A 22,184-nucleotide genomic window follows, 5' to 3' on the forward strand; every position below is an offset into this window, starting at 1 on the left:
AGCCGCGCCGCGTCACGCGAGCTGGGCGAGCGCCCAGCGCAGATCTCGGTCGCGCCCGCGCGCGATCGCCTCGTCCCACTCCGCCGCTCCCAGCCCGGCAGCGGCGCGCTCGCGGAAGGGCGCCGCGTAGGAGCCGTCCGAGAGGACGGGGTGGAAGCCGAACCGCGGGCCGAGCGCGTCCACCGCGCCGAAGAGCTCGGCGGCGCGGCGATGCTCGCCGGCCTCCACGAGGGCGATCGCGTACCCGCTGACGGCGGCGACCGTGCTCGTGGCATCCTCCCGCTCGGCGGAGCGGTGCGCGGCGGTCCGCAGCATCCCCATCGCATCGCGCGGACGGCCGACCTGCGTCAGCACCTTGCCCGTGATGTAGCAGGTGGAGGCGAGCGCCCACGTGTGCCCGAGCTCGGTGGCGAGCCGGTAGGCCTGCTCGAGCGAGTCCAGCGCCTGCGCGGGCCGTCCCAACACCCGCAGTGCGTCGCCGCGGATGTACAGGTGGTCCACGACCGCCCAGACTCTGTCGTCGGCGAGGCGCTCCCGGTGCCGCTGGGCCGTGGCGAGCTCCGCCTCCGCCGCCTCGACCGACTCGCCGTGCGCGGCGATCGTCGCCTGCATCGTGTGCGCGATCATGGGCAGCGAGGGGTCCTGGGCCTGGTCGGCGACCAGCGCGAACCTCTCCATGGTGCGCAGCGTCGCCAGCACGTCACCCGAGACCGACCGCATGAACGACGCGGCGTACAGCGCCGTCGCCTCCGCGTCGGGGGCGGTCGGGCCGGGCATGTCGAGCACCCGGTCGATCGTCGCGATCGCCTCGTGCCCGCTGCCGCGCTCGTACCAGTGCCATGCGAGCGCCGCGACCAGACGCACGGCCGTGGGGCGGTCCCCTCCGTCGATGAGCCGCCGGCACGCGTCGTCCAGGTCGGCGCGGTTGGCGGTGAGCGCCGCCCGTGCGCGGCGGTTGTCGGCGGTGCGCAGCAGCGGCGCCCGGCGCTCGGCGTCCTCGGTCATCCACGCCGCGTGCCGCCGGTGCCACGACTCGAGATCCTCGATCGGATGCCGCGCCCGCATGTGGCGCTTGACGGTGTCGAGCACGCGGAACCGGCGCTCGCCGGGCGTCGGCGCGACCGCGGCGACGAGCGACTTGCGCGCGAGGGCGACCGCGACCTCTCGGGGGTCGCCGTCGCCGGCGTCGCACACGCCGGCGACGGCGTCGAGGGTGAACGAGCCCGAGAACTCCGCCAGCTGCGCCAGCAGCGCACGCTCGGCGGGCGACGTCGTCGCCACGCTCCACGCGATCGCGTCGTCGATCGAGTCATGACGGCCTCCGCGCCGCGGCCCGGTGGGTGCCGCGTCGAGCGACGAGGCGAGCTCCTCCAGGGTGAGGACGTCCAGCCGCGAGGCGGCGAGCTCGATGGCGAGCGGCAGTCCGTCCAGCTGGGTGCACAGGCGCTGAGCCTCGCCGATCTCGGCGGCACTCCAGTCGCGGATGCCGCTGGACTCGCTCGCGCGCTGCAGGAACAGCGCGACGGCGTCACCGGCGGCCGCGCTCGAGAGCGGATCGAGGACGATGACCCGCTCCCCCGGCATCCGCATCGACTCCCGGCTCGTGACCAGCATGCTGAGCCCGGCGCATCGCTCGAGCAGCCGTGCGGCCAGGGATGCCGTGGAGCCCAGCACGTGCTCGGCGTTGTCGAGGATCATCAGCGTCCGCCGGCCGCCGAGCGCGTCGGCGATCGCGTCGACGGAGTGGGCGGCCGCACCGACGGCGTCGGCGACGGCGCCCACGACGCGGTCGGGCGACGAGACGACCGCGAGGTCGATGAGCCGCTGCTGCTCGTCCTCGTCGGCGCGTGCGCGCCGGGCGACCTCGATCGCCAGGCGCGTCTTGCCGACCCCCGCGGGGCCGGTGAGCGTGACCAGGCGCGACTCGGCGCGGCCGCGCCGGATGACCTCGAGCTCATTCTCGCGTCCGACGAACCTCGTGACGGGGACCGGGATCCCGACACGGTCGACGGGGCGGTCGACCACGGCAGGTTCGGCCTCGTCCTGCCGGGCGATCGCGAGACGCAGGGCGTCGAGGTCCCGCGGCGGGCGGGTGCCGGTGTCACGCAGCGCGGTGGCGCGCGCGTCGATCGTCGCCAGGGCATCGGCCGTCCGCCCCGAGCGGTCGAGGGCGCGGGCGTACAGCGCGCCGATCTCTTCGTCGCCGAGGTCCTGCGCCAGCGGCGAGATCGCGGCGACCGCCCCCGCGGCATCCCCCGCCTCCAGTCGCAGACTGGTCAGCTCGAGGAGCGCGGTTCGACGGAGCGCTGCCAGGTCCTCCGCGACGGGCCGGGCGAACGGGAACTCGCCGAACCCGCTGAGCGGCGCGCCGCGCCACAGGCGGTCGGCGTCCTCGAGCTCGGCCGCGCGCGACGAGGCGCCGTTCCCGGCGACGAGAGCGCGGTAGCGGACGATGTCGACCGCCTGCGGGGGCAGCTCGAGTCGGTAGCCCGCGCGGCCGCCGACGAGCGCCTCGCCCCACCCGCGGGCGCGCAGGCGGGAGATGTGCGCGCGGAGGCTGCTGACGACGGCGGCGGTCGGCTCCGACCACAGTGCCTCGACGAGCTCGTCGGCCGAGAAGACGCGTCCGGGCTCGAGGGCGAGCCGCGCGAGGATCGCCTGCGGGATCGTGCCCCGCACCGCCTCGGGCGCACCGTCGCCGGACACCTCGAAGGCGCCGAAGAGCGCGATGCGCACGGCTGTCACGCCGTCGCCTCGGCGGGGAGCGGCGCGGTCTGCGGAAGACGCTCGATCAGCGCCGAGACCTCGTCCCACCCGAGCCGGCGCCCGTTGCGGTACTCGTGCTCGAACTCGCCGGGGGTGAGACCCTGCGCGACGGCTTCCCGCAGGCGGCGCGCATCGTCGCCCTCCGCGGCGGCGATGTCGTAGTCGTAGCGCCGTCCGAGCTCGTCCACCGCGCCCATGAGGCGCGCGCCCACCTCGTGCCGCTCCACGAACGCGCACGCGCCGGCCGCGACGTGCACGACGGCGAGGGCACCGGCGGCGTCCTCGTTCGCACGCGCAGCCGCGATCGCGCTGCGCGCGACGGCGATCGCCTCGCGTGGCCGTCGTGCGTCGACGAGCGACTTGGCCATGATGTACTGCGACGACGTGATCATCCACGTGTAGCCGACCGAGGATGCGATGCGGTGCGACTCGCTCAGCGCCGCGAGGGCGTCGTCCGGCCGCCCCTGCGCCCGTCGCAGCTGGCCGAGCGACATGTGGACCTCGGCGCGCGCCCAGGCCTGGGCGTCGGGGAGCAGGTCCAGCGCCTGCGCCATCAGCTGCTCGCCGAGGTCCGGCTCGCCGAACATCGACCGCCCGAACGCCTCGCGCGACAGCGCGACCGCGGTGACCGAGGCGTCCGAGCGACGCTCCCCCTCCGCGCGGGCGCGGGCGATCGCCTCGAACCCGGCCATCGCGTCGCCGGTCTGGTAGGCAAGGTTGGCGAGCTCGGTGAGGGCCAGCCCGTCCGAGTCGGTCGGGTCGCCCGGCAGCGCGAGGGCCCGCTCGACGCGGGTGCGGCCCTCCCGCAGCAGCCCGCGGAGGAACCAGTACTGCGCCTGCCAGCCCGCGATGCGCACCGCCGCCTCGCGATCGCCGGCCTCGATGGCTCCTTCGAACGCGACGGCGAGATCCGCGCGGAAGCCGTCGAGCACGGCCATGGTGTCGCGGGCCTCGAACGTGCGCAGGGTCGGGCCGAGCCGGCTGGCGAGGTCGGCGAACCACCAGCGGTGCCTCAGCCGCCACGCGGCGATGCGGGCGGGGTCGTCGCGATCGGCGAGGAACTCGCGCGTCGACTCGAGCACGCGGAATCGCCGCCGGCCGGTGCCGCTGCGGTCGACGGCGACGAGCGAGCGACCGACGAGCTGCATCAGGAGCTCGGACGTCCGGGCGGTGTCCAGACCGCTCGTACCGGCCGCGGCGCCGACGGTGAAGGTCCCGGCGAACCGGGCGACGTCCGCCAGGAGCGCCCGCTGGTCGTCGTCGAGCTCGTCGAACGTCCAGCCGATCGCGGCGCGCACGCTGTCGTGCCGGCCGGTGCCCGCCCCGCGGCCGCCGATGCCCTCGCGCACCTGCTCGACGTCCAGCACGTCCAGCCGCGCCGCCGCGAGCTCGAGCGCGAGCGGGATGCCCTCCAGCTGCGCGCACAGCTGCCGGGCCTCGGCGAGCTCCTCGTCGTGGAAGGCGCGACCGCCGCGCGCATCCGCGGCCCGCTCGCTGAACAGCCGCCAGGCGTCAGCCGCGTCGTCGCCGACGAGCGGACGCAGCACGACGACGTGCTCCTGCGCGAGGCGCAGCGATTCGCGACTGGTCACGATGATGCGCAGGTGCTCGGTCTGGGCCAGCAGGGCGTCGACGGCAACGGCGAGGGCGCCGATCACATGGTCGGCGTTGTCGAGCACCAGGAGCACGCGACCGCGGCTGAGGCGGCGCACGATGCCGTCGATGCTGAGCTCGCGCGCCCGGACGACGGCAGCGATGGCGGCCACGACGTCGTCGGGGTCGCGGATGTCGGCGAGGTCCACCATGTACTGGTCGTCGTCCAGGGCGGTGGTCGCCTCGCGCGCGAGCTCCACGGCGATCCGGGTCTTGCCCACTCCCGCCGGCCCCACGACGGTGACCAGCCGGTGCCCGCGCCGGGCCTCGCGCAGGGCGAGCAGGTCGCTCCCGCGTCCGATGAAGCGGGTCAGCGGGATGGCGATGCCGACGCGGTTGACCGTCCCGCCGATGCCGATCGGCGCGACGACGGCGGGGTCGAGCCGCACGATCGAGGCCCGCAGCGCGTCCACGCGGGCCGAGGCGTCGAGCCCCTGGTCGGTGAGCCGCTCGCGGTAGCCGTCCAGCACGGCCAGCGCGTCGGCGTAGCGCGCGGAGCGCGCGAGGGCGAGGGCGAGCAGCCGCACCGGCCGCTCGTGCAGCGGGTGGCGTTCCACGGTTCCGGCCAGCACGGCGGTGGCGAGGCTGTCGTCGCCCAGCTCGATGGCCGATTCGGCGAGGTCCTCGTCCAGCAGCCGCCGCTCCTCCAGGTGATCGGCGCGCAGCCGCGCCAGGAACGGATGCCCGTCGAGGTCGGCGAGCGGCTCCTGCCCCGCGATCCCCGCCAGCTCGACGAGGCGGGCCAGGTGCTGCTCGGCGTCGGTGATCTGCGCGGCCTGCGCGAGGTCGTCGCGGAACCGCGTGAGGTCGACCCGCTCCCGCGGGATGTCGATGAGGTAGCCGCCGCGCGCGCCGACGATCGACGCGCCGAGGCCCGCACTGCGCAGTCGCGACAGGTGCGCGCGGAGCGTCGAGACCACGTTCTCGGGACGATCGGCCCAGACGTCGGCGATGAGCTCCTCCGACGGGACGAGCTCGCGCGGCGTGCTCGCCAGACGCGCGAGCAGGGCGCGCGGGAGGTCGCCGCGCACCGGCACCGCGCTCCCGTCGATCCGCAGTTCGAACGCCCCGAGCAGTTCGATGTCGATCCCCATGCGCGTCGGTCTCCTCCGGTTCGTGGTCTCTCAGGATGCTAGGCGCGCCGCGGCCCGCGCCGCCGGGCGCGGGTCACGGTGCAATCTTGGTGCAATCGCGGACGGGTCGGCAGGCGCGGCGCGCTGCAATCCGCCACCCACGAGCGAGCGGATGCCGCGGCACGCAGTGTGCCGCGGCATCCGCTCCTCCGTGTCGCCCAGGTGTCAGAACGCCGCCTGGAAGCTTCCCAGCGCGCGGTCGATCGCGGTGAAGTCGCCCTCGCTCAGCGCGGTGACCGACAGCACGATGAGGTACTGGCCGTCGTTGGAGTACGCGGCGAGCATCAGGTAGTCCGCGGCCGTCTCACCGCAGCCCGTCCAGTACTGGAAGACCCCCGAGTGCAGGTCGTCGGCGTACTCGTCGATCGCCTGCTGCGAGCAGCCGGACTGGGTGAGGTAGTCGGCGGTCATCTGCAGCCACTCCTCGGGCTGGATCGTCGCGGTGGCTGCGGGAGCCGCCACCACCGAGACACCGGGCACCGACCAGCCGCTCGCGAACGCGGCGACGTCGGTCGAGGCGTCGATGCGGGCCCACTGACCGCCGCGAGGGTCGGTGTAGACGCTGGTGTCGATGCTCGACCACGCCTCGGGCACGTCGACGGTCACGCTGCCGGTGTCGTCGACGACCGACACGAAGTCCGCCGCGGCGCTGGCGCCGCCGCCGGAGCCGCCCGAGCTCGCGCCCGCCTCGCTCGCGACCGAGACGCCCTCGACGGGCTCGCCGTTGAACTGGCCGGTGTAGTAGATGCCGTCCGCGGGGCGGTACAGCTCGACTCCCAGGGTCGCATCCTGGCCGTGGGTGCGCAGCACGTCGCAGTAGTCGGCCATCGTGCCGTCGGTGCCGACGCTGACACCCTCCATCTTGGTGATGAGGTCGCCGGGCTCGACGCCGGCCTTGTCGGCGGCCGAGCCCGAGGCGACCGAGTTCACCCAGATGCCCAGGCCCTCGCCCTCCTCGGTCATGAGGCCGGTGCCGTTGATGCCGAGGCTGAGCACGCTCTCGCCGGCGGCCAGCTGGTCGAGCACCTGCTGCACCTCGTCGCGGTGGATCGCGAGGTTCTGGTCGTGGAGGTCGTTGCCGGCGTAGTTCACGCCGATGAGCCTTCCGTCGGCGTCGACGAGCGGACCGCCCGAGTTGCCGCCGCGGATGCGCGCGTCGTGCTCGATGACGTGGTCCAGCGACGCCCACGGGGTGTCGACCGCCGTGTCGGCCTTCGACACGATGCCGCGCGTCATGGTGAACTCGGGGTCCCCCAGCGGGAACCCGGCCGCGTAGACGTCAGTGGCCGTGGTGATGTCGCCCTCGTGCCACGAGAAGTACGGGTAGTCGTCCTCCTGCAGCTGGATGACCGCGAGGTCGAGGCACTCCGACGAGCCGAGGACCTTCGCGTTGAGCGTCTCGGACGTGTCGCCGCCGCGCCACACCTTGAGCGTGCCGGCGCCGACGACGACGTGGTTGTTGGTGACGGCCAGGCCGTCCTCGCTGATGAGGAACCCCGAGCCGCGTCCGGCTGCTTCGTATCCGCCCATCTCGGGCGAGACGAACGTGCCGACGGCCTCGATCTGGATGGTGGCGGTCTGGATGTCGTCGAAGCCGACGCCTCCGGCGCCGCCGGCCCCGCCGGCGGCGCCCTGGCCGGGCGAGACGGTGAAGGACATGCAGCCGGTCAGCGCGAGCGCCGACGTGGCCGTGAGGGCGGCACCCGCGAGAGCGAGGCCGCGGCGTGAGCGGTGTGTGGTCGTGTTCATGGTTGAGCAAGCTATTGGCGTGCAACGGTGCTGCGGGGCGGGCGTTGCACCGTGCAACCGCTGTGCAATCGAAGGGCCCGCAGACGCCGAAGAGCGGGCCGCGATCCGTCGATCGCAGCCCGCTCCCGGGTACGGCGGGTCAGCTCGCCGCGACCACCTCGGCGACGACGTCGCCGTACATCCGGACCGCGTCGGTGAGGTCGTCGGCCTCGGCGACGCACTCCGTCGGCACGGTGTCGCAGCTCGCGGCGAGGAACGCCTCGCCGGCCGCCGCGACCTCGGCCGCCGCGGCGCGCAGCTCGTCGCCGAGCGCTCCCGACGGCACCTCGGCCTCGATGCGCTCGGGCGCCGTGCGCGCCTGCTCGACACCTTCCAGCGCGATGCCGATGCAGTTCTCGTCGCCCAGGGCGATGACCGCACTGCTGCAGAAGTTGTCGTACCAGCGGTCCTGCCATGCCAGCACGGCGTCGGATTCGATGGCGAGGACGGATGCCGCGCCCCCGGCGGGCTGCGTGCCGGCCGCGCCCGCATCGCTCGGGGCGGGCGACGGCTCGGAAGCCGCGGTGGCCTCGGCGGCCGTCGGGCTCGCGGCCGGCGCGCACGCGGTGAGGACGAAGGCGCCCGCCATGACGGCTCCTGCCAGTGCGAGGGCGAACGACGATCGCGGACCGGTGTGGTTGACGTGGACGTTGGTGATGCCATGGGGCTTGAAGCCGGGGATGGACATGTGTGCTCCGATGCTCAGGGGCCGGTCATTCCGGCTCCCAGCGAAGCTACGGAAGCGTCGTCGGCCCCGCGGCGGACGATGAGCCGTGCAACCGCCGTGCAATCGGGCGCGTCTTACTGCCAGTTCTCCGGGTTGATGCGACTGGGCTGCACGCGCGGCGGCTCGCCGGGCATCTTCGGGAAGTCCGGCGGGAAGGGCAGCTCGCCGAGCCCGGCGTCCAGATCGCGCTGCCACCACTCCAGCAGCGTGTCGATGCGCCCGGGCCTGGCGAGCAGCTCGGCCCACGGGTCGCCCTGGTCGGCGATGCGCTGCGGGACGCTGCGCACCGTGAAGGCGCCCGGGTCGACGCCGGCCTCCAGCTCGGCCCACGTGAGCGGGGTCGAGACCGTCGCCGTGGGGAGTGCGCGGGGGCTGTAGGCGCCCGCCATCGTGCGGTCGCGGTTGGCCTGGTTGAAGTCGATGAAGATGCGCTCGCCGCGCTCCTCCTTCCACCAGTTCATCGTGACCTTGTCTGGCAGGCGCCGCTCGAGCTCCCGGCCGGCGGCGATGACCGCGTGCCGCACGTCGAGGAACTCCCACTGCGGCTCGATGGGACAGAAGACGTGGATGCCGCGGTTGCCGCTGGTCTTGAGGAACGCCGTGAGCCCCGCCTCGGCGAGCACGTCGCGCATCGCGGGGGCGACGGCGGCGGCATCCGCGAAATCCGTCCCGGGCTGGGGGTCGAGGTCGATGCGCAGCTCGACGGGGTTGTCGGTGTTCGCGGTGAGCGAGGCCCACGGGTGGAACACGATCGTGTTCATCTGCACGGCCCACACCGCCGCGGCGATCTCGGTGAGGACGATCTGCGGATGCCGCCGCCCGCTGTTGTACGTCACCGTGCGCGATTCGACGAACGCCGGCGCGCCCTTAGGCGGGTTCTTCGAGTAGAAGCGCTCGCCCTCGACGCCCTCGGGGAACCGCTCGAGCGACACCGGTCGATCGCCGTTGGCCGCCAGGAACGGTTCTCGCACCGCGATGAGGTACTCGGCCAGCTCCTGCTTGGTGATCCCGAGCTTCGGCCAGATCACGCGGTCGGGGTTTGAGATCCCCACCTCGCGATCGCCGTCGGGACCGGGAACGGTGAGGGTGATGCGCGGCGACGCCATGGATCCGACGCTAGCGGGGAGCCGCGACATCCGTCACCCCGCCGCCGCCGGTGACGTTGCGGCCTCAGCTCAGCGCGAGGACCGGGGCCAGCTCGTCGCGGGTGAGACGCAGCCACGGACCGGCGGGATCCACGAGCACGCCGGTGATGCCCTCGTCGGTGCGCAGGGCGCGCGACAGCTGCAAGGGCGTGATCGGCGCGGCGCTGTCGCCGCGTCCCATCACCGCGACCTCGAGCGGGTGGGAGTACACCTCGAGGTGGCGGGTCCCGTCGGTGCTGCGGCTCTCGGCCAGCCCGCGCGCTCCGCTCTCGGCGGTGCCGACCGCGACCCACAGCGGCACGCGCGTGAGCGCCTCGGCGACCTCCGTGGTCACCGCGAGGGTCCGCTCGGCGGCGAGCAGCGTCTTGAGGGTGAGCTTCGGGTCGGCCTGCTCGAGCGCCCGCTGCAGCAGCTCCGTGGGCAGCACGGCCCGCGAGGGCGACGACGCCGGGTCGAGGATGATCCCGTCGTGCGAGCTCGAGACGACGTGCTGGAGCACGGTGAGCACCGGCTGCGCCATCGCCGAGGTGTCGCCGTCGCCGTCGGCGCGCAGGCTCGCCTGCAGCGCCGCACCGCTGGAGTACACCAGCGCGAAGGTGCGCTCGCCCACGGTCGCGACGGCCAGCGGCAGTCCCTTGCCCTCGGCGAGCAGCGCTCGCGCGTCGCCCTTCACCCGCAGGAAGACGTGGCCCTGCAGCAGCTGGCGCGCGACGTCCAGCAATGCCTGCGCGGGAGGCGCGTCGCCGACGCGGCCGAGCGCGGCGTGCAGCAGCACGTTGTCGCGGAGGCCCGGGATCGTCTCGGTCTGCTCCGGGGCCGTGCGCATCCATTCCCGCACCCCGACCCGCGGGCGCTGCGCAGGGGGCGTGGTGGTGGCAGCGGCGGGCGTCGGTGTCGTCGCTTGGCCTGCGGGCCGGGATGTGGAGGGGCCGACGCCGAGCCCGCCGAAGGACGAGACCGAGATGGGGACGGAGGCCGCGGCATCCGTGCCGGCCTCCGGCTGCGGGGCCGGAGCATCGGTCCCGGCCGGCGTCTCCGCGGCGGTGGCCGCCTCGGCGTCCGGCGCCGCGGCCGGCTCCGGCTCCGGCTCCGGCGACTCGGCGGGCTTCTTCGGACGGCGCGAGAACAAGGCCATTGCCCGAGCCTAACCCGCGTGCTCGACGCGATCACCTACCGTTCGCAGGACTGAACGGCCCCGCGCCGCCACGAAGCGGCGGACCGTCGCGGCCGTCAGTGCCCCTGAACCCCGCCCATCCTGCGTCCGGTACGCCCCGCCCCGGAGACACCCCGGAGACGACCCGGAGACACGCGGCGCCGGGACTGACAGGATCGCCTCATGCCTGCGTGGGAGCGGTACGGGGACGTCGTGCTCATCGCGGTCCTGGCGGGCGTCCCCATCGGGGCGATCGTGTCCATCGTGCTCGCGCAGCGACGGATCGACCAGGGCTGGGAGCGCCGCTGGGCGTGGCGGGCGACGGTGGCGGACGTCGGCATCGTCGTCGGCACGCTGCCCTGGCTCTGGATGATCCTCGCGGCGCGGGCCGGCAGGAGCCGCATCGACCCGGTGCCGTTCCACGACCTCGTCGATCTGCTCTCCGACTCCGACGCCGCCGCCCAGATCGTGGGCAACCTGCTCGCCTTCGCCGCCGTCGGCTTCTTCCTGCCGATCCGCCTGCGCCTGGCCCGTCCGGGGCTGGTCCCCCTCGTGGTGGCGCTCATCGTCGCGGGGCTCGCGCTCGTCGTCGAGGTGCTCCAGTTCGTCCTCGACCTCGGCCGCGTCGCGTCGGTGGACGACATCCTGCTCAACACCCTCGGCGCGCTGGTGGCCTCGGTCGCCTCGGTCGCCTGGTGGCGGTCGCGGCTGGGTCCGGACTGAGGATCGGCCGACGGAAGCGGGTCAGAGCTTCTCGATGGGCGCGATCTTGATCAGCAGCTTCTTCGGGCCCGCGGCGTCGAAGCGCACGTGCGCCACGCGCTTCGCGCCGTCGCCGGTGACGGCGTCCACGCGTCCATCGCCGAAGTCGTCGTGACGGATGCGGTCGCCCGGCGCCAGCTCGAGGTCGCCGTTGTCGCGCACCTTCGACGGGATCCGGTTCGCGAAGCGCTCGAGGTTCGCCGACGGCTCGCGCCGGGCCAGCGGCACCAGGTCGTCGCCGTACCGCTTGCCGGAGCCGCCGAACCCCGAACCCGAGCCGCGCCGCGCGTTGAGCGCCCGCGACTGGGTGCCGCCGCGCGAGTTGACGTCGCCCGGCGACTGGCGCCAGTTGAGCAGCTCGGCGGGGATCTCCTGCAGGAAGCGGCTCGGCATCGCCACCGTGACCTCGCCGAACTGCGCGCGGGTCATCGCCAGCGAGAGGTAGAGGCGCTTGCGGGCGCGCGTGATGCCGACGTAGAACAGTCGCCGCTCCTCTTGCGGGCCGCCGGGCTCCCCCGCCGAGATGCGGTGCGGGATGAGGTCCTCCTCGACGCCCGTGACGAACACGGCGTCGTACTCGAGGCCCTTAGCGGTGTGCAGCGTCATGAGCGAGACCGAGCCCGAGGCGTCTTCGAGGTCGTCGGCGTCGGACACCAGCGCGACCTCGGTGAGGAAGTCCAGCAGCGTGCCCTCGGGGTTGTTGCGCGCGAACTCGCGGGCGACGGCCACCATCTCGTCGAGGTTCTCGATGCGCGCCTCGTCCTGCGCGTCCTTGCTCGCGCGCAGCGCGTCGTAGTAGCCGCTCTTGTTCAGCAGCAGCTGGAGCCCCTCGGCGACCGCCGTGGGCGGTGCGAGCTCGCCCGACGACGGGAGCATGATCTCGGATGCCTCGGCCAGCACCGCGTCCAGATGCGCGATGGCGGCCTGGATCTTGGGGCCGACGCCCAGCGCGGACGAGTTCGCCAGCGCGTCGCGGAACGTGATCTGCTGGTCGACGGCGTAGCGCGAGATCGTCTCGATGGTGACATCGCCGATGCCGCGCCGCGGCCGGTTGATGATGCGGCGCATCGCCATCTCGTCGGCGGGGTTCGCCACGGCGACGAGGTAGGCCAGGGCGTCCTTGATCTCGGCGCGCTCGTAGAACTTCGTGCCGCCCATGATCTTGTAGGGCAGCGCCGAGCGGATGAAGATCTCCTCCAGCGCACGGGACTGCGAGTTGGTGCGGTAGAACACCGCCATCTGCGAGTAGTCCACGCCCGCGCGCCGCAGCACCTCGATCTCGTCGGCGACGAACTGCGCCTCGTCGTGCTGCGAGTACCCGGTGAAGCCGACGATCTGCTCGCCGGCGCCCACGTCGGTCCACAGCTTCTTGTCTTTGCGGTCGAAGTTGTGGCCGATGACCGCGTTCGCGGCCGACAGGATGTTCTGCGTCGAGCGGTAGTTCTGCTCGAGCAGCACCACCTTGGCGCCCGGGAAGTCCTTCTCGAACTCGCTGATGTTGCGGATGTCGGCACCGCGGAAGGCGTAGATCGACTGGTCGGAGTCGCCGACGACCGTGAGCGAGGCGCCGTCCTCGGCGGCCGGCTCGGGCTCGAAGATCATCATGCCGCCCGACGCCGCGACGGGCGCGGCATCCGATCCCGGCGGCCGGGTCAGCTCGTGGATCAGCGCGTACTGGGCGTGGTTGGTGTCCTGGTACTCGTCGACGAGCACGTGACGGAACCGGCGCCGGTACACATCGGCGACCTGCGGGAACGCCCGGAACAGGAAGACCGTCTGCGCGATGAGGTCGTCGAAGTCGAACGCGTTCGCGCGCTGCAGCTCGCGCTGATACGCCGCGAACAGCTCGACGAAGACCCGCTCGGCGGGGTCGTTCATGTTCGCGGTGCGGGCGTAGGACTCGGCGTCGGCCAGCTCGTTCTTCAGGCGCGAGATCTTCGACTGCGTCGCGGCCGGCGTGAGCCCGAACGCGTCGGCCTCATGCTCTTTCACCAGGCGCTTGATGAGCGCCCGCGAGTCGCCGGAGTCGTAGATCGTGAAGGACTTCGTGAAGCCGAACTGCTCGGCCTCGCGCCGCAGGATGCGCACGCACGCCGAGTGGAACGTCGAGATCCACATGCCGCGGGCCGAGTCGCCCACGAGCTGCTCGACCCGCTCGCGCATCTCACCGGCGGCCTTGTTGGTGAACGTGATCGCGAGGATCTGGCTCGGCCACGCCTCGCGGTTGCGCAGCAGCGACGCGATGCGCCGGGTCAGCACGCTCGTCTTGCCCGAGCCCGCGCCCGCGACGATGAGCAGCGCCTGACCGCGGTAGGTCACGGCTTCGCGCTGCGGAGGATTGAGGCCTGCCAGCAGGTCGTCGTCCGCGCGCGCGGACGACGCGCGCGGACCGATGTCGCTGCCGACGATGATGGGGGTGCTGGCGTCGGTCATTGCCCATCAAGTCTAGGCGCGCGCACCGACACCGACACCGCCGCGGGCGCGGGGACGTCAGGGCAGGTCGGATGCCGCCGCCCGCAGCTGACGGACCGCGGGGCCGACATCGCTCAGCAGGTCCTCGGCGGCGTCGTCCGCGAGCGCGGCGAGTGTCTCGTAGTCCTCGGACCACCGCCCGGCGTGCGCCGCGCGGGCCCCCTCCTGGCGGGCGTGCCGGGCCAGCAGCGTGAGGTCTCGGTGCCCGCCGAGCGCGTCGTGGAGGTCGTCGCCCGCCTCGGCGATCGCCTGCACCGGCTTCGGCAGGAAGTCGGGGACGGCGTCCGCGATCGCCTCGGCGACGTACCTGGCCCGTCGGGCGGCCTTGCGCAGGTCGTGGAACCGCTCGGCCGAGTCGTCCAGCCGGCGCTCCGCCTTGCGGACGCGCTTCACCTGCGCGCGCAGCACTTCCGCCAGCACCGCCGTGGCCGGGCTGTCGTGCGCCACGACGTGCATCTCCTCGACGAAGCGGCGCAGCACCCGGCCGCGCTCCTGCGCCCGGGGTGACGCGGCGAGCTCGACGAGGCGCGCGTGGGCGACCGGATACGCCTCGCGCTCGCTGTCGACGAGCCTGCGGACGACCGCCGGGTCGTCGATCCCCGCGAGCTCCAGCGTCTCGGCCGCGACGCTCGCCCGCACCTCGATGTCGCGCACGACCCCGAGCTGGCTCCCCCACTCGGCGTACGCGACGCGGAGCCGCTCGGTCTGGCGGGTGTCGAAAGACTCCTCGAACCCGGCCAGCACGCTGCGCAGCCGCCGCACCCGCACGCGGTGCTGGTGCACGCCGTCCGGCTCGTCGGCCAGCGCCGGCGCCTCGGTGCGGGCCACCTCGTCCGCCGCGCGGCGCATGATGTCGCCGAGCACCGTCCCGATCGCGAGGTCCTTCTGCGCACCGCCCACGCCCCGAGCCTAGAGGTGGCCGGGCGCCGCGCACCGCATCCGCTAGTCGCCTGGCAGCCAGGCCTCGATCGCCTCGACGACCTCGGGCGCGTCGGGCGTGGTCTGCGGCGCGAACCGCTTGACCTCGCCCGTGGGGCTCACCAGGAACTTCTCGAAGTTCCATGTGATGCGGCCCTGCTTGCCGTCGAGGTCGGGGGTGCCGGTCAGCTCCTGATACAGCGGATGCGCGCTGCGGCCGTTGACGCGCACCTTCTCCGACATCGGGAACGTCACGCCCCACGTCGTCGAGCAGTACTCGGCGACAGCCTCGTCGCTGGACAGCTCCTGCAGGAACTGGTTGCTCGGGAACCCCACGACCGTGAAGCCGCGGTCGGCGTACGCCTTCTGCAGCGCTTCGAGCTGCTCGTACTGGGGGCTCAGCCCGCACCGCGACGCCACGTTGACGACGAGCGCCACGCGGCCGTCGACCAGCGCGCCGAACGTGGTCTGCTCGCCGCGGATGGTGGTGACGGGGATGTCTTCGAGAGTCATCGGGTGCCCTTTTCGATCGGTGCGGTGCTCAGAAGCTTACGGCGGTTCCGGGGTCAGGGCGCCGGGAACTGACGGCGTCGTAGGTGCGCCGGAGGCTCTCGGTCATGAGCGGGAAGTCCTGCCGCAGAACGAGCACGAAGAGCATGTCGATGAGCGCGAGCTGCGCGATGCGGCTGGCCATGGCGCCGCTGCGGAAGCGGCTCTCGCGGACGCTGGTGTGCAGCACGATGTCGCAGACGTCGTCGAGCGACGACTCGGCCGCGTTGGTGATGCCGATCGTCAGGGCGCCGGCGCGCCGCGCCGTCGCCAGGAAGTCGAGGGTCTCGCGGGTCTCGCCGCGGAAGGAGACGCCGACCGCGACGGACGCGTCGTCGAGCAGGGCGGCCTGCACGAGGGCGAGGTGGATGTCGACCGACACGGCGGCCGGCTTGCCGATCCGGCTGAGCTTCTGGAACAGGTCCTGCGCGCTGAGCGACGAGGCCCCCGCGCCGTAGAGCTCGATGCGACGCGCCGAGCGGAGCGCGTCGACCGCACGGGCGACAGCATCCGTGTCGAGCATCTGGGCGGTGTCCTGGATCGCCTGGACCTCCTGGAACGCGATCTTCGCGACCGTGTCGGCGATCGAGTCGTCGGAGCCGATCTCGCCCTCGGCGATGTCGAAGCTGACCCGCTGCGCCTGATCGCGGCTGAGCGCGGCGATGACGTCGAGGCGGAACTCGCGGTAGCCGGGGTAGCCGAGGCTCTGGCAGAACCGGGCGACCGTCGACTGGGACGCCTCGCTGACATCGGCGAGCCGCATGATCGTCGAGGTGCGCACGACCTCGGGGTCGGCCAGCACCGCGTCGGCGACCCGGCGCTCGGACGCGCTGAGCCGGTCGCGCGACTGGCGCACGCGGAGCAGGACGTCCATCACACCGCCTCGCGCGTGCGGTCCAGCGCCTCACGCAGTCGCCCCTGGGTGTCCGACAGCGCGCGAGCCGCGGCATCCGCGGTCAATCCCCTCATGCACATCAGTATCGCGGGCTTGACCTCCCACCCGGTGTCGGCGAGCGCGCGGCGCGCCAGCACGGGGTCGGCGTCGGCCACTCCCATCACCGTGCGCACCGCCCGGGCACGGAGCTTCTCGTTCGTCGCGCGCACGTCGACCATGCGGTTGCCGTAGGTCTTGCCGATGCGCACCATGGCGAAGGTCGAGATGGTGTTGAGCACGATCTTCTGCGCCGTGCCGGCTTTGAGCCGCGTCGACCCGGCCACGAGCTCGGGCCCGACGATGACCTCCACCCCCACGTCTGCGGCCGCCGACAGCTCCGAGTCCTGGTTGCAGCTCACGCCGACCGTTGCCGCGCCGCGCGCCCTGGCCTCGGCGATCGCGCCGAGCACGTAGGGCGTCCGGCCCGAGGCGGTGAGCCCCACCACGCAGTCGTCGGGGCCCACGCCCGCACGCGCGATGTCGGCGCGGCCCGCGGCGACGTCGTCCTCAGCATTCTCGACCGCCCACTGGATCGCCCGCTCGCCGCCCGCGATGATGCCGACGACGCGCTCGGCCGGCTCGCCGAACGTCGGCGGGATCTCACTGGCGTCGAGGATGCCGAGACGACCGGGCGTCCCGGCGCCGACGTAGAGGAGCCGCCCGCCCCGCTGCATGCGCTCGGCGGCGGCGTCGACGGCCGAGGCGAGCTGGTGCGACGCGTCGGTCAGCGCGTCGGTGACCTGCCGGTTGTGGTCGATCATCGCCGCGACGAGCTCGGGCGTGGTCATGAGGTCGAGGTCGCTGAAGTCGGGGTCGATCGCCTCGGTCGTGAGCGAGGCGAGCTGGCGCCGCAGATCGTCCAGGTCAACCATGGCGCACCACGTTCCTCTCATAGACGCTGCCCGGCGTGCGGGCGATGTACTCCGCCCCGGCCAGCGCGTCGCCGAACGGTTCGGCCACGGCGAGCCCTCGATCGCGCAGACGGGCGCGCAGCGCGTCGCCGAAGACGCCGGATCCCGCGATGCCGCCCAGGAGGCAGTAGGGGCTGGATGCCGCGGAGCAGGCCGTGACGACCGCCTCGACCCCCCGGTCGACGATGCCCCGGGCGACGGCGTCGCCGGAGGCCGCCGCCTCGAGCACGAACGGGGCGAAGCGTGCGAGCTGCCGGGCCGGCGCCGCCGTGTCGGCGACCCACCGGGGCAGCGTGCTGAGGGGTGCGTGCAGCTCGAGGGCGGCGGCCGTGAGCGCGGTGGCCGGTCCGCGCCCGTCGTGCGCGGCGAGCACCGCCCGCAGGCCCTCCTGGCCGATCGCGCGGCCGCTCCCCTCGTCGCCGAGCCACGGGCCCCAGCCGTCCACCTGCGACAGCGCGCCCGCGCCGTCGAGGGTGAGCAGCACCGTCCCGGTGCCGACGATGACGATGGTCCCCGGGGTCCCGGCGAAGGCACCCGCGTGGGCGGTGACGGCGTCGCTGGTGACGGCGACGGGCGCCTCGACGTGCGCGGCGACGCGCTCGGCGAGCGCCTGCGCCGCCGCGGGCGCGGCTTCGGCACCGGCCGCGCCCACGCCCATCGACGAGACGTTGCCGCGCATCCCCGCGGGCAACTCGCCCAGGGCGGCGACGATCGCGGTGAACGCCCGCGCGTCGCCTTCGGCGTCGGCGAGGCCGGGCACTCCCGCCGCGGCGGCGGATGACACGGTGGTGCCGGAGGTCGCTCGAACGCGGCATCCGGTCTTTCCGAGATCGACGGCGACGATGCTCACGATCGCTCCTCTCGTGTGCGCGCGCGCAGGCGGCGCGGCGGCGGCGGTGCCGCGGGGACGGTGGGCGGGACAGGCAGGGGTGCGGCTGACAGGTCCCATTGACCGGCGACGGCGGCGCGGCCGGCCGGGGTGCCGGGAAGCTCGAGGGGGACGCGGGCCGCCGACAGATAGGCCAGCAGGGCGAACATGACGGCCTCGCGCGCGTCGGCCGGGATTCCCCATGCGTCGCTCGGCTCGACCGGGACGCCGAGGTGCTCGCCGAGTCGTGCCATCAGCACGGGGTTGCGCGCGCCGCCGCCCGAGACGACGACCCGGCCGATATCGGGGGCGGTGCCCGCGAGCGCGTCGGCCACCGTCGTGGCGGTGAGCTCGAGGAGCGTCGCGCAGACGTCGGCGAGCGGCAGCTCACGGCCGTCGAGGGCCTCGTCGACCGTGCCGATCGTGAACGTCTCGCGGCCGGTGGTCTTGGGGGCGGTGAGCGCGAAGTACGGATGCGCGCGCAGACGTGCGAGCAGCGCATCGTCGACCCGTCCGGCACGTGCATGCGCGCCGTCGCGGTCGAAGGTCTCCGCGCCGTCGGTCGCCCGGCTGATCCACGCGTCGAGCAGCGCGTTCGCGGGTCCCGTGTCGAAGCCGGACGCGCTCCCGTCGGCCCGGACGACCTGGACGTTGGCGATGCCGCCCAGGTTCAGCGACGCGACGGCGACGCCGGTCTCCTCGGCGGACGCCGCCAGCCACCGCTCGTCGAACGCGGTGATGAGCGGCGCACCCAGGCCGCCGGCAGCGACGTCGGCGACGCGGAGGTTGAAGACCACCGGGCAGCCGGTGGCGCGGGCGATCCAGGCCGGCTCGCCGACCTGCAGCGTGCCCCACACCGCGCCGCCCTGGACGCCGTGGAACACGGTCTGCCCGTGCGAGCACACCACGTCGACGGGGTCGGCGTCAGAGGCGAAGCGCACGGCCGCGCGCGCGAACGCCTGTCCGACGGCGGTCTGCAGCGCGCACCACTCGGCCGGATCGAGCCGGCCGCCGTGCACCGCGCGCAGCACGAGGCTCCGCTCGTCGGGACGCCATGGCTCGGTGCCCCACCGCTCGATCTCCAGGTCGAGGCCGTCGTCGGACGGCTCGATGACGACCAGCGCCGCGTCGATTCCGTCGGCGCTCGTCCCGGACTGCAGCGCGAGGACCCTCACCGGCCCTCCCCCGCCCATGACCGCACGATCGCGGACGAGAGCCGCGAGTCGGCGCCGAGCTGCACGACCGCGGCGTCGAAGCCACCGGGGATGGCGCCGACGTTGACCACGACGCTCTCCCCCGCGGCGCGTACGCGCTCGATCACCGCCCGCTGCGCGGCGCTCGGCCGATCGGCCACGACGACGGTGACGCCGGAGCCTCCGCCGGACGCGGGCCCCGCGAGCTGCCGCAGCGTGTCGACGACGGGGACGGCCCGTGTCGCGGCGGCCTGCGTGGCACCGGCGCGCGCGTCGACGATCCGCTCGATGCGGGCGAGCGCCGAGACGGCGGACGGATCGGATGCCTCCGCCAGCGCGGCCCCGATCGCCGCGACGTCATCGGGGGCGACGGACATCGGAGCCGGGGCATCCGTCTCGCCCTCCCCGGCCGTGCGCGCGGCGGTCATCCGCGCAGCCAGCCGGGCCACGCGGCCGTGCGCCTCGCGCAGCCGCTCCGGCGCGAGGCGACCGTCGTCGAGCGCGGCGGCGATGGCCGCGGTGACCTCGGCGTACTGCGCGGCCGCGTCCTCGCCCTTGAGCTCGGGATTGCCGAGGCAGACCAGGTCGGCGCCCGCGGCCAGAGCGCGAGCCGCCCCGCCCCCGAGACCGTACGTGTCGGCGATGGCGGCCATGTCGACGGCATCCGTCATCACCACGCCGTCGAAGCCCTCGGCCCGCAGCCGGGCGATCGCGTCGGGGTTGACGGTGACCGGCTCGGCGCCCCACTCCGCAACCACGATGTGCGCGGTCATGACGGCGGGCACGCCCTCGCGGATCGCGGCGGCGAAGGGCTCGGCATGACGCGCGACCGTCGCTGCGGGCACGGTCGGCAGGCCGCGGTGCGAGTCGACGTCGGTGTCGCCGTGGCCGGGCCAGTGCTTGACGCAGGCCGACACACCCTGGCGGGAACGGATGCCGCGCGCCGTCGCCGCGACCCGCGCGGCGACCTCGTACGGGTCGGCGCCGAACGACCGGGCTCCGATCACGGGGTTCGCCGGGTTGTCGTTGACGTCGGCGCTCGGCGCGAGGAGGAGGTCGATCCCCGCCCGACGCGCGCGCTCGCCGAGCACCGCCCCGACCCGCTCGGCGACCGCGGTCGACACCAGGCCCAGCTGCGCAGGCGACGGCAGGGTCGAGCCGTCGCGGCCCTCGAGTCGCGTGACGACGCCGCCCTCCTCGTCGGCGGCGACGAGCGTCTCGGGGCGCACCGCGCGGATGGCGGCGGCCAGACGGGCGGTGCCGTCGGGATCACCGGCGTCGACGTTGCCGGCGAAGAGGCACACGCCGCCGAGCCCGCGCTCGAGCTCGACGCGCAGCCACTCCGGGAGCTGCGGACCGGCGAATCCGGGCAGCAGGACGCCAGGCACCAGTTCGTGAACGCCCATGTCAGCCCTTCACCGCCCCGGCCACCAAGCCGCTGGACAGGCGCCGCTGCACGATGATGAAGAACACCATGACGGGGATCGTGATGATGGTCGACGCCGCCATGACCGAGCCCCAGTCGTTGGAGTGCAGGCCGAAGAACTGCCGCAGACCGATCGAGACGGTGTAGTTCTCGGTCACGCCACCGAGGAGAGTCATGGCGAAGATGAACTCGTTCCACGCGGTGATGAAGGCGAACACGCTCGTGGCCACCAGGCCCGGCGCGACCAGCGGCAGCAGCACCGATCGGAACATGCGCCACCACGAGGCGCCGTCGATGTACGCCGCCTCTTCGAGCTCGACCGGGACGGCCGCGACGAAGCCGCGCAGCATCCAGATCCCGAAGGGCAGGGCGAGGGCGGTGTACACGACGATGAGACCGAGGAGCGTGCCCAGCAGCTGCAGGTCGCGCACCTGCACGAACAGCGGGATGACGAGCGCCTCGAGCGGCACCATCTGCACGATGAGGATCATCATGACGATCTGGGTGCGCAGCCGGAACCGGAAGCGCGCGACGGCGATCGACGCGAGGAGGCCGAGCAGCCCCGACGCCAGCACGACGACGAGCGCCACGACCGCGGAGTTGCGCAGGAACGTGGCGAAGCCGCCGTCCGTGAGCACGTAGACGAAGTGGTCGAGAGTGAACTGACGGGGCACCAGCTCGGCACCGCCGGAAGGGTTCTCGTCGACCGCGCTGACGAGCATCCAGTATGTCGGGAAGAGCGTGAAGACGAGGAGGAGGAAGACCGCGACGCCCTTCAGGGCGCGTCGCGCGAGCGAGGGCCGGGTCACAGCTGGTCCTCCTTGAGTAGGCGCCGCACGTACACGACGGTGATGACGAGCAGCAGGAGCGTGAGCAGCACGGCGATCGCCGAGCCGAAGCCGTAGCGGTTCTGCCCGAACGACTCGACGTACGACCACACCCCGAGGTTCAGCACCTCGCGGTTGGATCCGGCGCCGCCGGGCATGAGGTACACCTGCGCGAAGACCTTGAAGTCCCAGATGGTCGACAGGATGATGACGACCGCGAACACCTGATTCAACTGCGGGAAGGTGATGCTCCAGAAGCGGCGCCACGCGCCGGCGCCGTCGAGGGATGCCGCCTCCAGCGTCTCCTTCGGCACCCCGAGGAGCCCCGCGAGCACTGTGACGGCCACGAACGGGAAGCCGTGGTGGATGACGTTCAGCAGCACGATGGCGTAGAACGACCAGCGGTTGGTGAACCAGTTGTAGGGCTCGGCCATGAGCCCGAGCTGCATCAGCAGCTGGTTCACGATGCCGCGGTCGGCGTCGAAGATCCACACCCACACGTAGGTGCCGGTGACGGCGGGCATCGCCCAGGCCGCCATGATGGCGCTCGCCACGACGGTGCGCCAGAAGGAGCCGAGCGACTGCAGCAGCAGCGCGACCAGCGTGCCGAAGGCGACGGTGCCGAAGACGGCGAGCGCGGCGAAGCCGACCGTGTTCGGCAGAACGACGGTCCACAGCGTCGGGCTGGTCAGCGCCTCGACGTAGTTGTCGGCGCCGATGAAGTTCGGCTCGCCCGAGACGATCTCGCGCAGGCCGTAGTCCTGGAACGAGAAGAGGACGACCCGGATGAGGGGCCAGAGGAGGAGCCCCGCGAGCACGATGAGCGCGGGCGCGAGGAGCATCCAGGGCCGGAGGCGGTCGATCGGGCGACGGCGGGATCCTCCCGTCGCGACCGCCGCGCCGGCGGCGGAGGAGGTGCGCTCCTCCGCCGCCGGCGCCTGGGTCATGAAGGCCATGCG

At 73.4% G+C, this 22,184-nt stretch carries 17 protein-coding genes; 1 reads left to right on the top strand and 16 read right to left on the bottom strand.

Annotated features, from left to right (window positions below):
* Positions 1-12: 12 nt before the first annotated feature.
* The 6 genes from ACZBH1_RS02275 to ACZBH1_RS02300 form a co-directional block, all read right to left on the bottom strand.
* Complete coding sequence (locus ACZBH1_RS02275; RefSeq protein ID WP_463645356.1) at positions 13-2,745, bottom strand: AfsR/SARP family transcriptional regulator; 2,733 nt, start codon at positions 2,743-2,745, stop codon at positions 13-15.
* Positions 2,742-5,513, bottom strand: a complete 2,772-nt coding sequence (locus ACZBH1_RS02280; RefSeq protein ID WP_463645357.1) for an AfsR/SARP family transcriptional regulator — start codon at positions 5,511-5,513, stop codon at positions 2,742-2,744. Before ACZBH1_RS02280 ends, ACZBH1_RS02275 begins: the two co-directional genes overlap by 4 nt.
* A gap of 204 nt (positions 5,514-5,717) precedes the next feature.
* Positions 5,718-7,301 carry a S1C family serine protease gene (locus tag ACZBH1_RS02285; protein ID WP_336398273.1) on the bottom strand — a complete coding sequence of 528 codons (1,584 nt, stop codon included), beginning with the start codon at positions 7,299-7,301 and terminating at the stop codon, positions 5,718-5,720.
* A 139-nt stretch (positions 7,302-7,440) separates the two neighbouring features.
* Positions 7,441-8,028 (bottom strand): hypothetical protein, encoded by a 588-nt coding sequence (locus ACZBH1_RS02290; RefSeq protein WP_463645358.1) that lies wholly within the window; start codon positions 8,026-8,028, stop codon positions 7,441-7,443.
* A 113-nt stretch (positions 8,029-8,141) separates the two neighbouring features.
* Positions 8,142-9,173 carry a non-homologous end-joining DNA ligase gene (gene ligD, locus ACZBH1_RS02295; protein ID WP_463645359.1) on the bottom strand — a complete coding sequence of 344 codons (1,032 nt, stop codon included), beginning with the start codon at positions 9,171-9,173 and terminating at the stop codon, positions 8,142-8,144.
* A gap of 64 nt (positions 9,174-9,237) precedes the next feature.
* The gene (locus ACZBH1_RS02300) at positions 9,238-10,347 is read right to left on the bottom strand and encodes an SseB family protein (protein ID WP_463645360.1); all 1,110 of its coding nucleotides are present in this window, start codon (positions 10,345-10,347) and stop codon (positions 9,238-9,240) included.
* A 201-nt stretch (positions 10,348-10,548) separates the two neighbouring features.
* Here ACZBH1_RS02300 and ACZBH1_RS02305 point away from each other — a divergent pair, with 201 nt between their 5' ends.
* Complete coding sequence (locus ACZBH1_RS02305) at positions 10,549-11,088, top strand: VanZ family protein (protein WP_463645361.1); 540 nt, start codon at positions 10,549-10,551, stop codon at positions 11,086-11,088.
* 21 nt (positions 11,089-11,109) lie between these two features.
* On the opposite strand, the gene ACZBH1_RS02310 is transcribed toward ACZBH1_RS02305, so the two are convergent.
* The 10 genes from ACZBH1_RS02310 to ACZBH1_RS02355 are packed head-to-tail and all read right to left on the bottom strand — an operon-like array spanning position 11,110 to position 22,181.
* Positions 11,110-13,560, bottom strand: coding sequence for an ATP-dependent helicase (locus ACZBH1_RS02310; protein ID WP_378882177.1), 2,451 nt, complete (start codon positions 13,558-13,560; stop codon positions 11,110-11,112).
* A gap of 57 nt (positions 13,561-13,617) precedes the next feature.
* Positions 13,618-14,499 (bottom strand): CHAD domain-containing protein, encoded by an 882-nt coding sequence (locus ACZBH1_RS02315; protein ID WP_463645362.1) that lies wholly within the window; start codon positions 14,497-14,499, stop codon positions 13,618-13,620.
* A gap of 42 nt (positions 14,500-14,541) precedes the next feature.
* Complete coding sequence (locus tag ACZBH1_RS02320) at positions 14,542-15,030, bottom strand: glutathione peroxidase (protein ID WP_336398267.1); 489 nt, start codon at positions 15,028-15,030, stop codon at positions 14,542-14,544.
* Positions 15,031-15,058: 28 nt separating this feature from the next.
* Positions 15,059-15,940 (bottom strand): MurR/RpiR family transcriptional regulator, encoded by an 882-nt coding sequence (locus tag ACZBH1_RS02325; RefSeq protein ID WP_463645363.1) that lies wholly within the window; start codon positions 15,938-15,940, stop codon positions 15,059-15,061.
* Positions 15,940-16,872: an N-acetylmuramic acid 6-phosphate etherase gene (murQ, locus tag ACZBH1_RS02330; protein ID WP_336398265.1), complete on the bottom strand. Its 933-nt coding sequence runs from the start codon at positions 16,870-16,872 to the stop codon at positions 15,940-15,942. Before murQ ends, ACZBH1_RS02325 begins: the two co-directional genes overlap by 1 nt.
* Entirely contained in the window at positions 16,865-17,761 is an 897-nt protein-coding gene (locus ACZBH1_RS02335) for an N-acetylglucosamine kinase (protein ID WP_463645364.1), read from the bottom strand. Before ACZBH1_RS02335 ends, murQ begins: the two co-directional genes overlap by 8 nt.
* Positions 17,758-18,954, bottom strand: coding sequence for an anhydro-N-acetylmuramic acid kinase (locus ACZBH1_RS02340; protein WP_463645365.1), 1,197 nt, complete (start codon positions 18,952-18,954; stop codon positions 17,758-17,760). The genes ACZBH1_RS02335 and ACZBH1_RS02340 overlap by 4 nt, the downstream gene beginning before the upstream one ends.
* A complete protein-coding gene (locus ACZBH1_RS02345; protein WP_463645366.1) occupies positions 18,951-20,378 on the bottom strand; it encodes a glycoside hydrolase family 3 N-terminal domain-containing protein in 1,428 nt (475 codons plus the stop codon). Before ACZBH1_RS02345 ends, ACZBH1_RS02340 begins: the two co-directional genes overlap by 4 nt.
* 1 nt (position 20,379) lies before the next feature.
* Positions 20,380-21,207 (bottom strand): carbohydrate ABC transporter permease, encoded by an 828-nt coding sequence (locus ACZBH1_RS02350; protein ID WP_336398261.1) that lies wholly within the window; start codon positions 21,205-21,207, stop codon positions 20,380-20,382.
* Positions 21,204-22,181, bottom strand: a complete 978-nt coding sequence (locus ACZBH1_RS02355) for a carbohydrate ABC transporter permease (RefSeq protein WP_463645367.1) — start codon at positions 22,179-22,181, stop codon at positions 21,204-21,206. The genes ACZBH1_RS02350 and ACZBH1_RS02355 overlap by 4 nt, the downstream gene beginning before the upstream one ends.
* Positions 22,182-22,184: the final 3 nt, after the last annotated feature.

The organism is Microbacterium sp. ZXT2-5, from assembly GCF_055329545.1.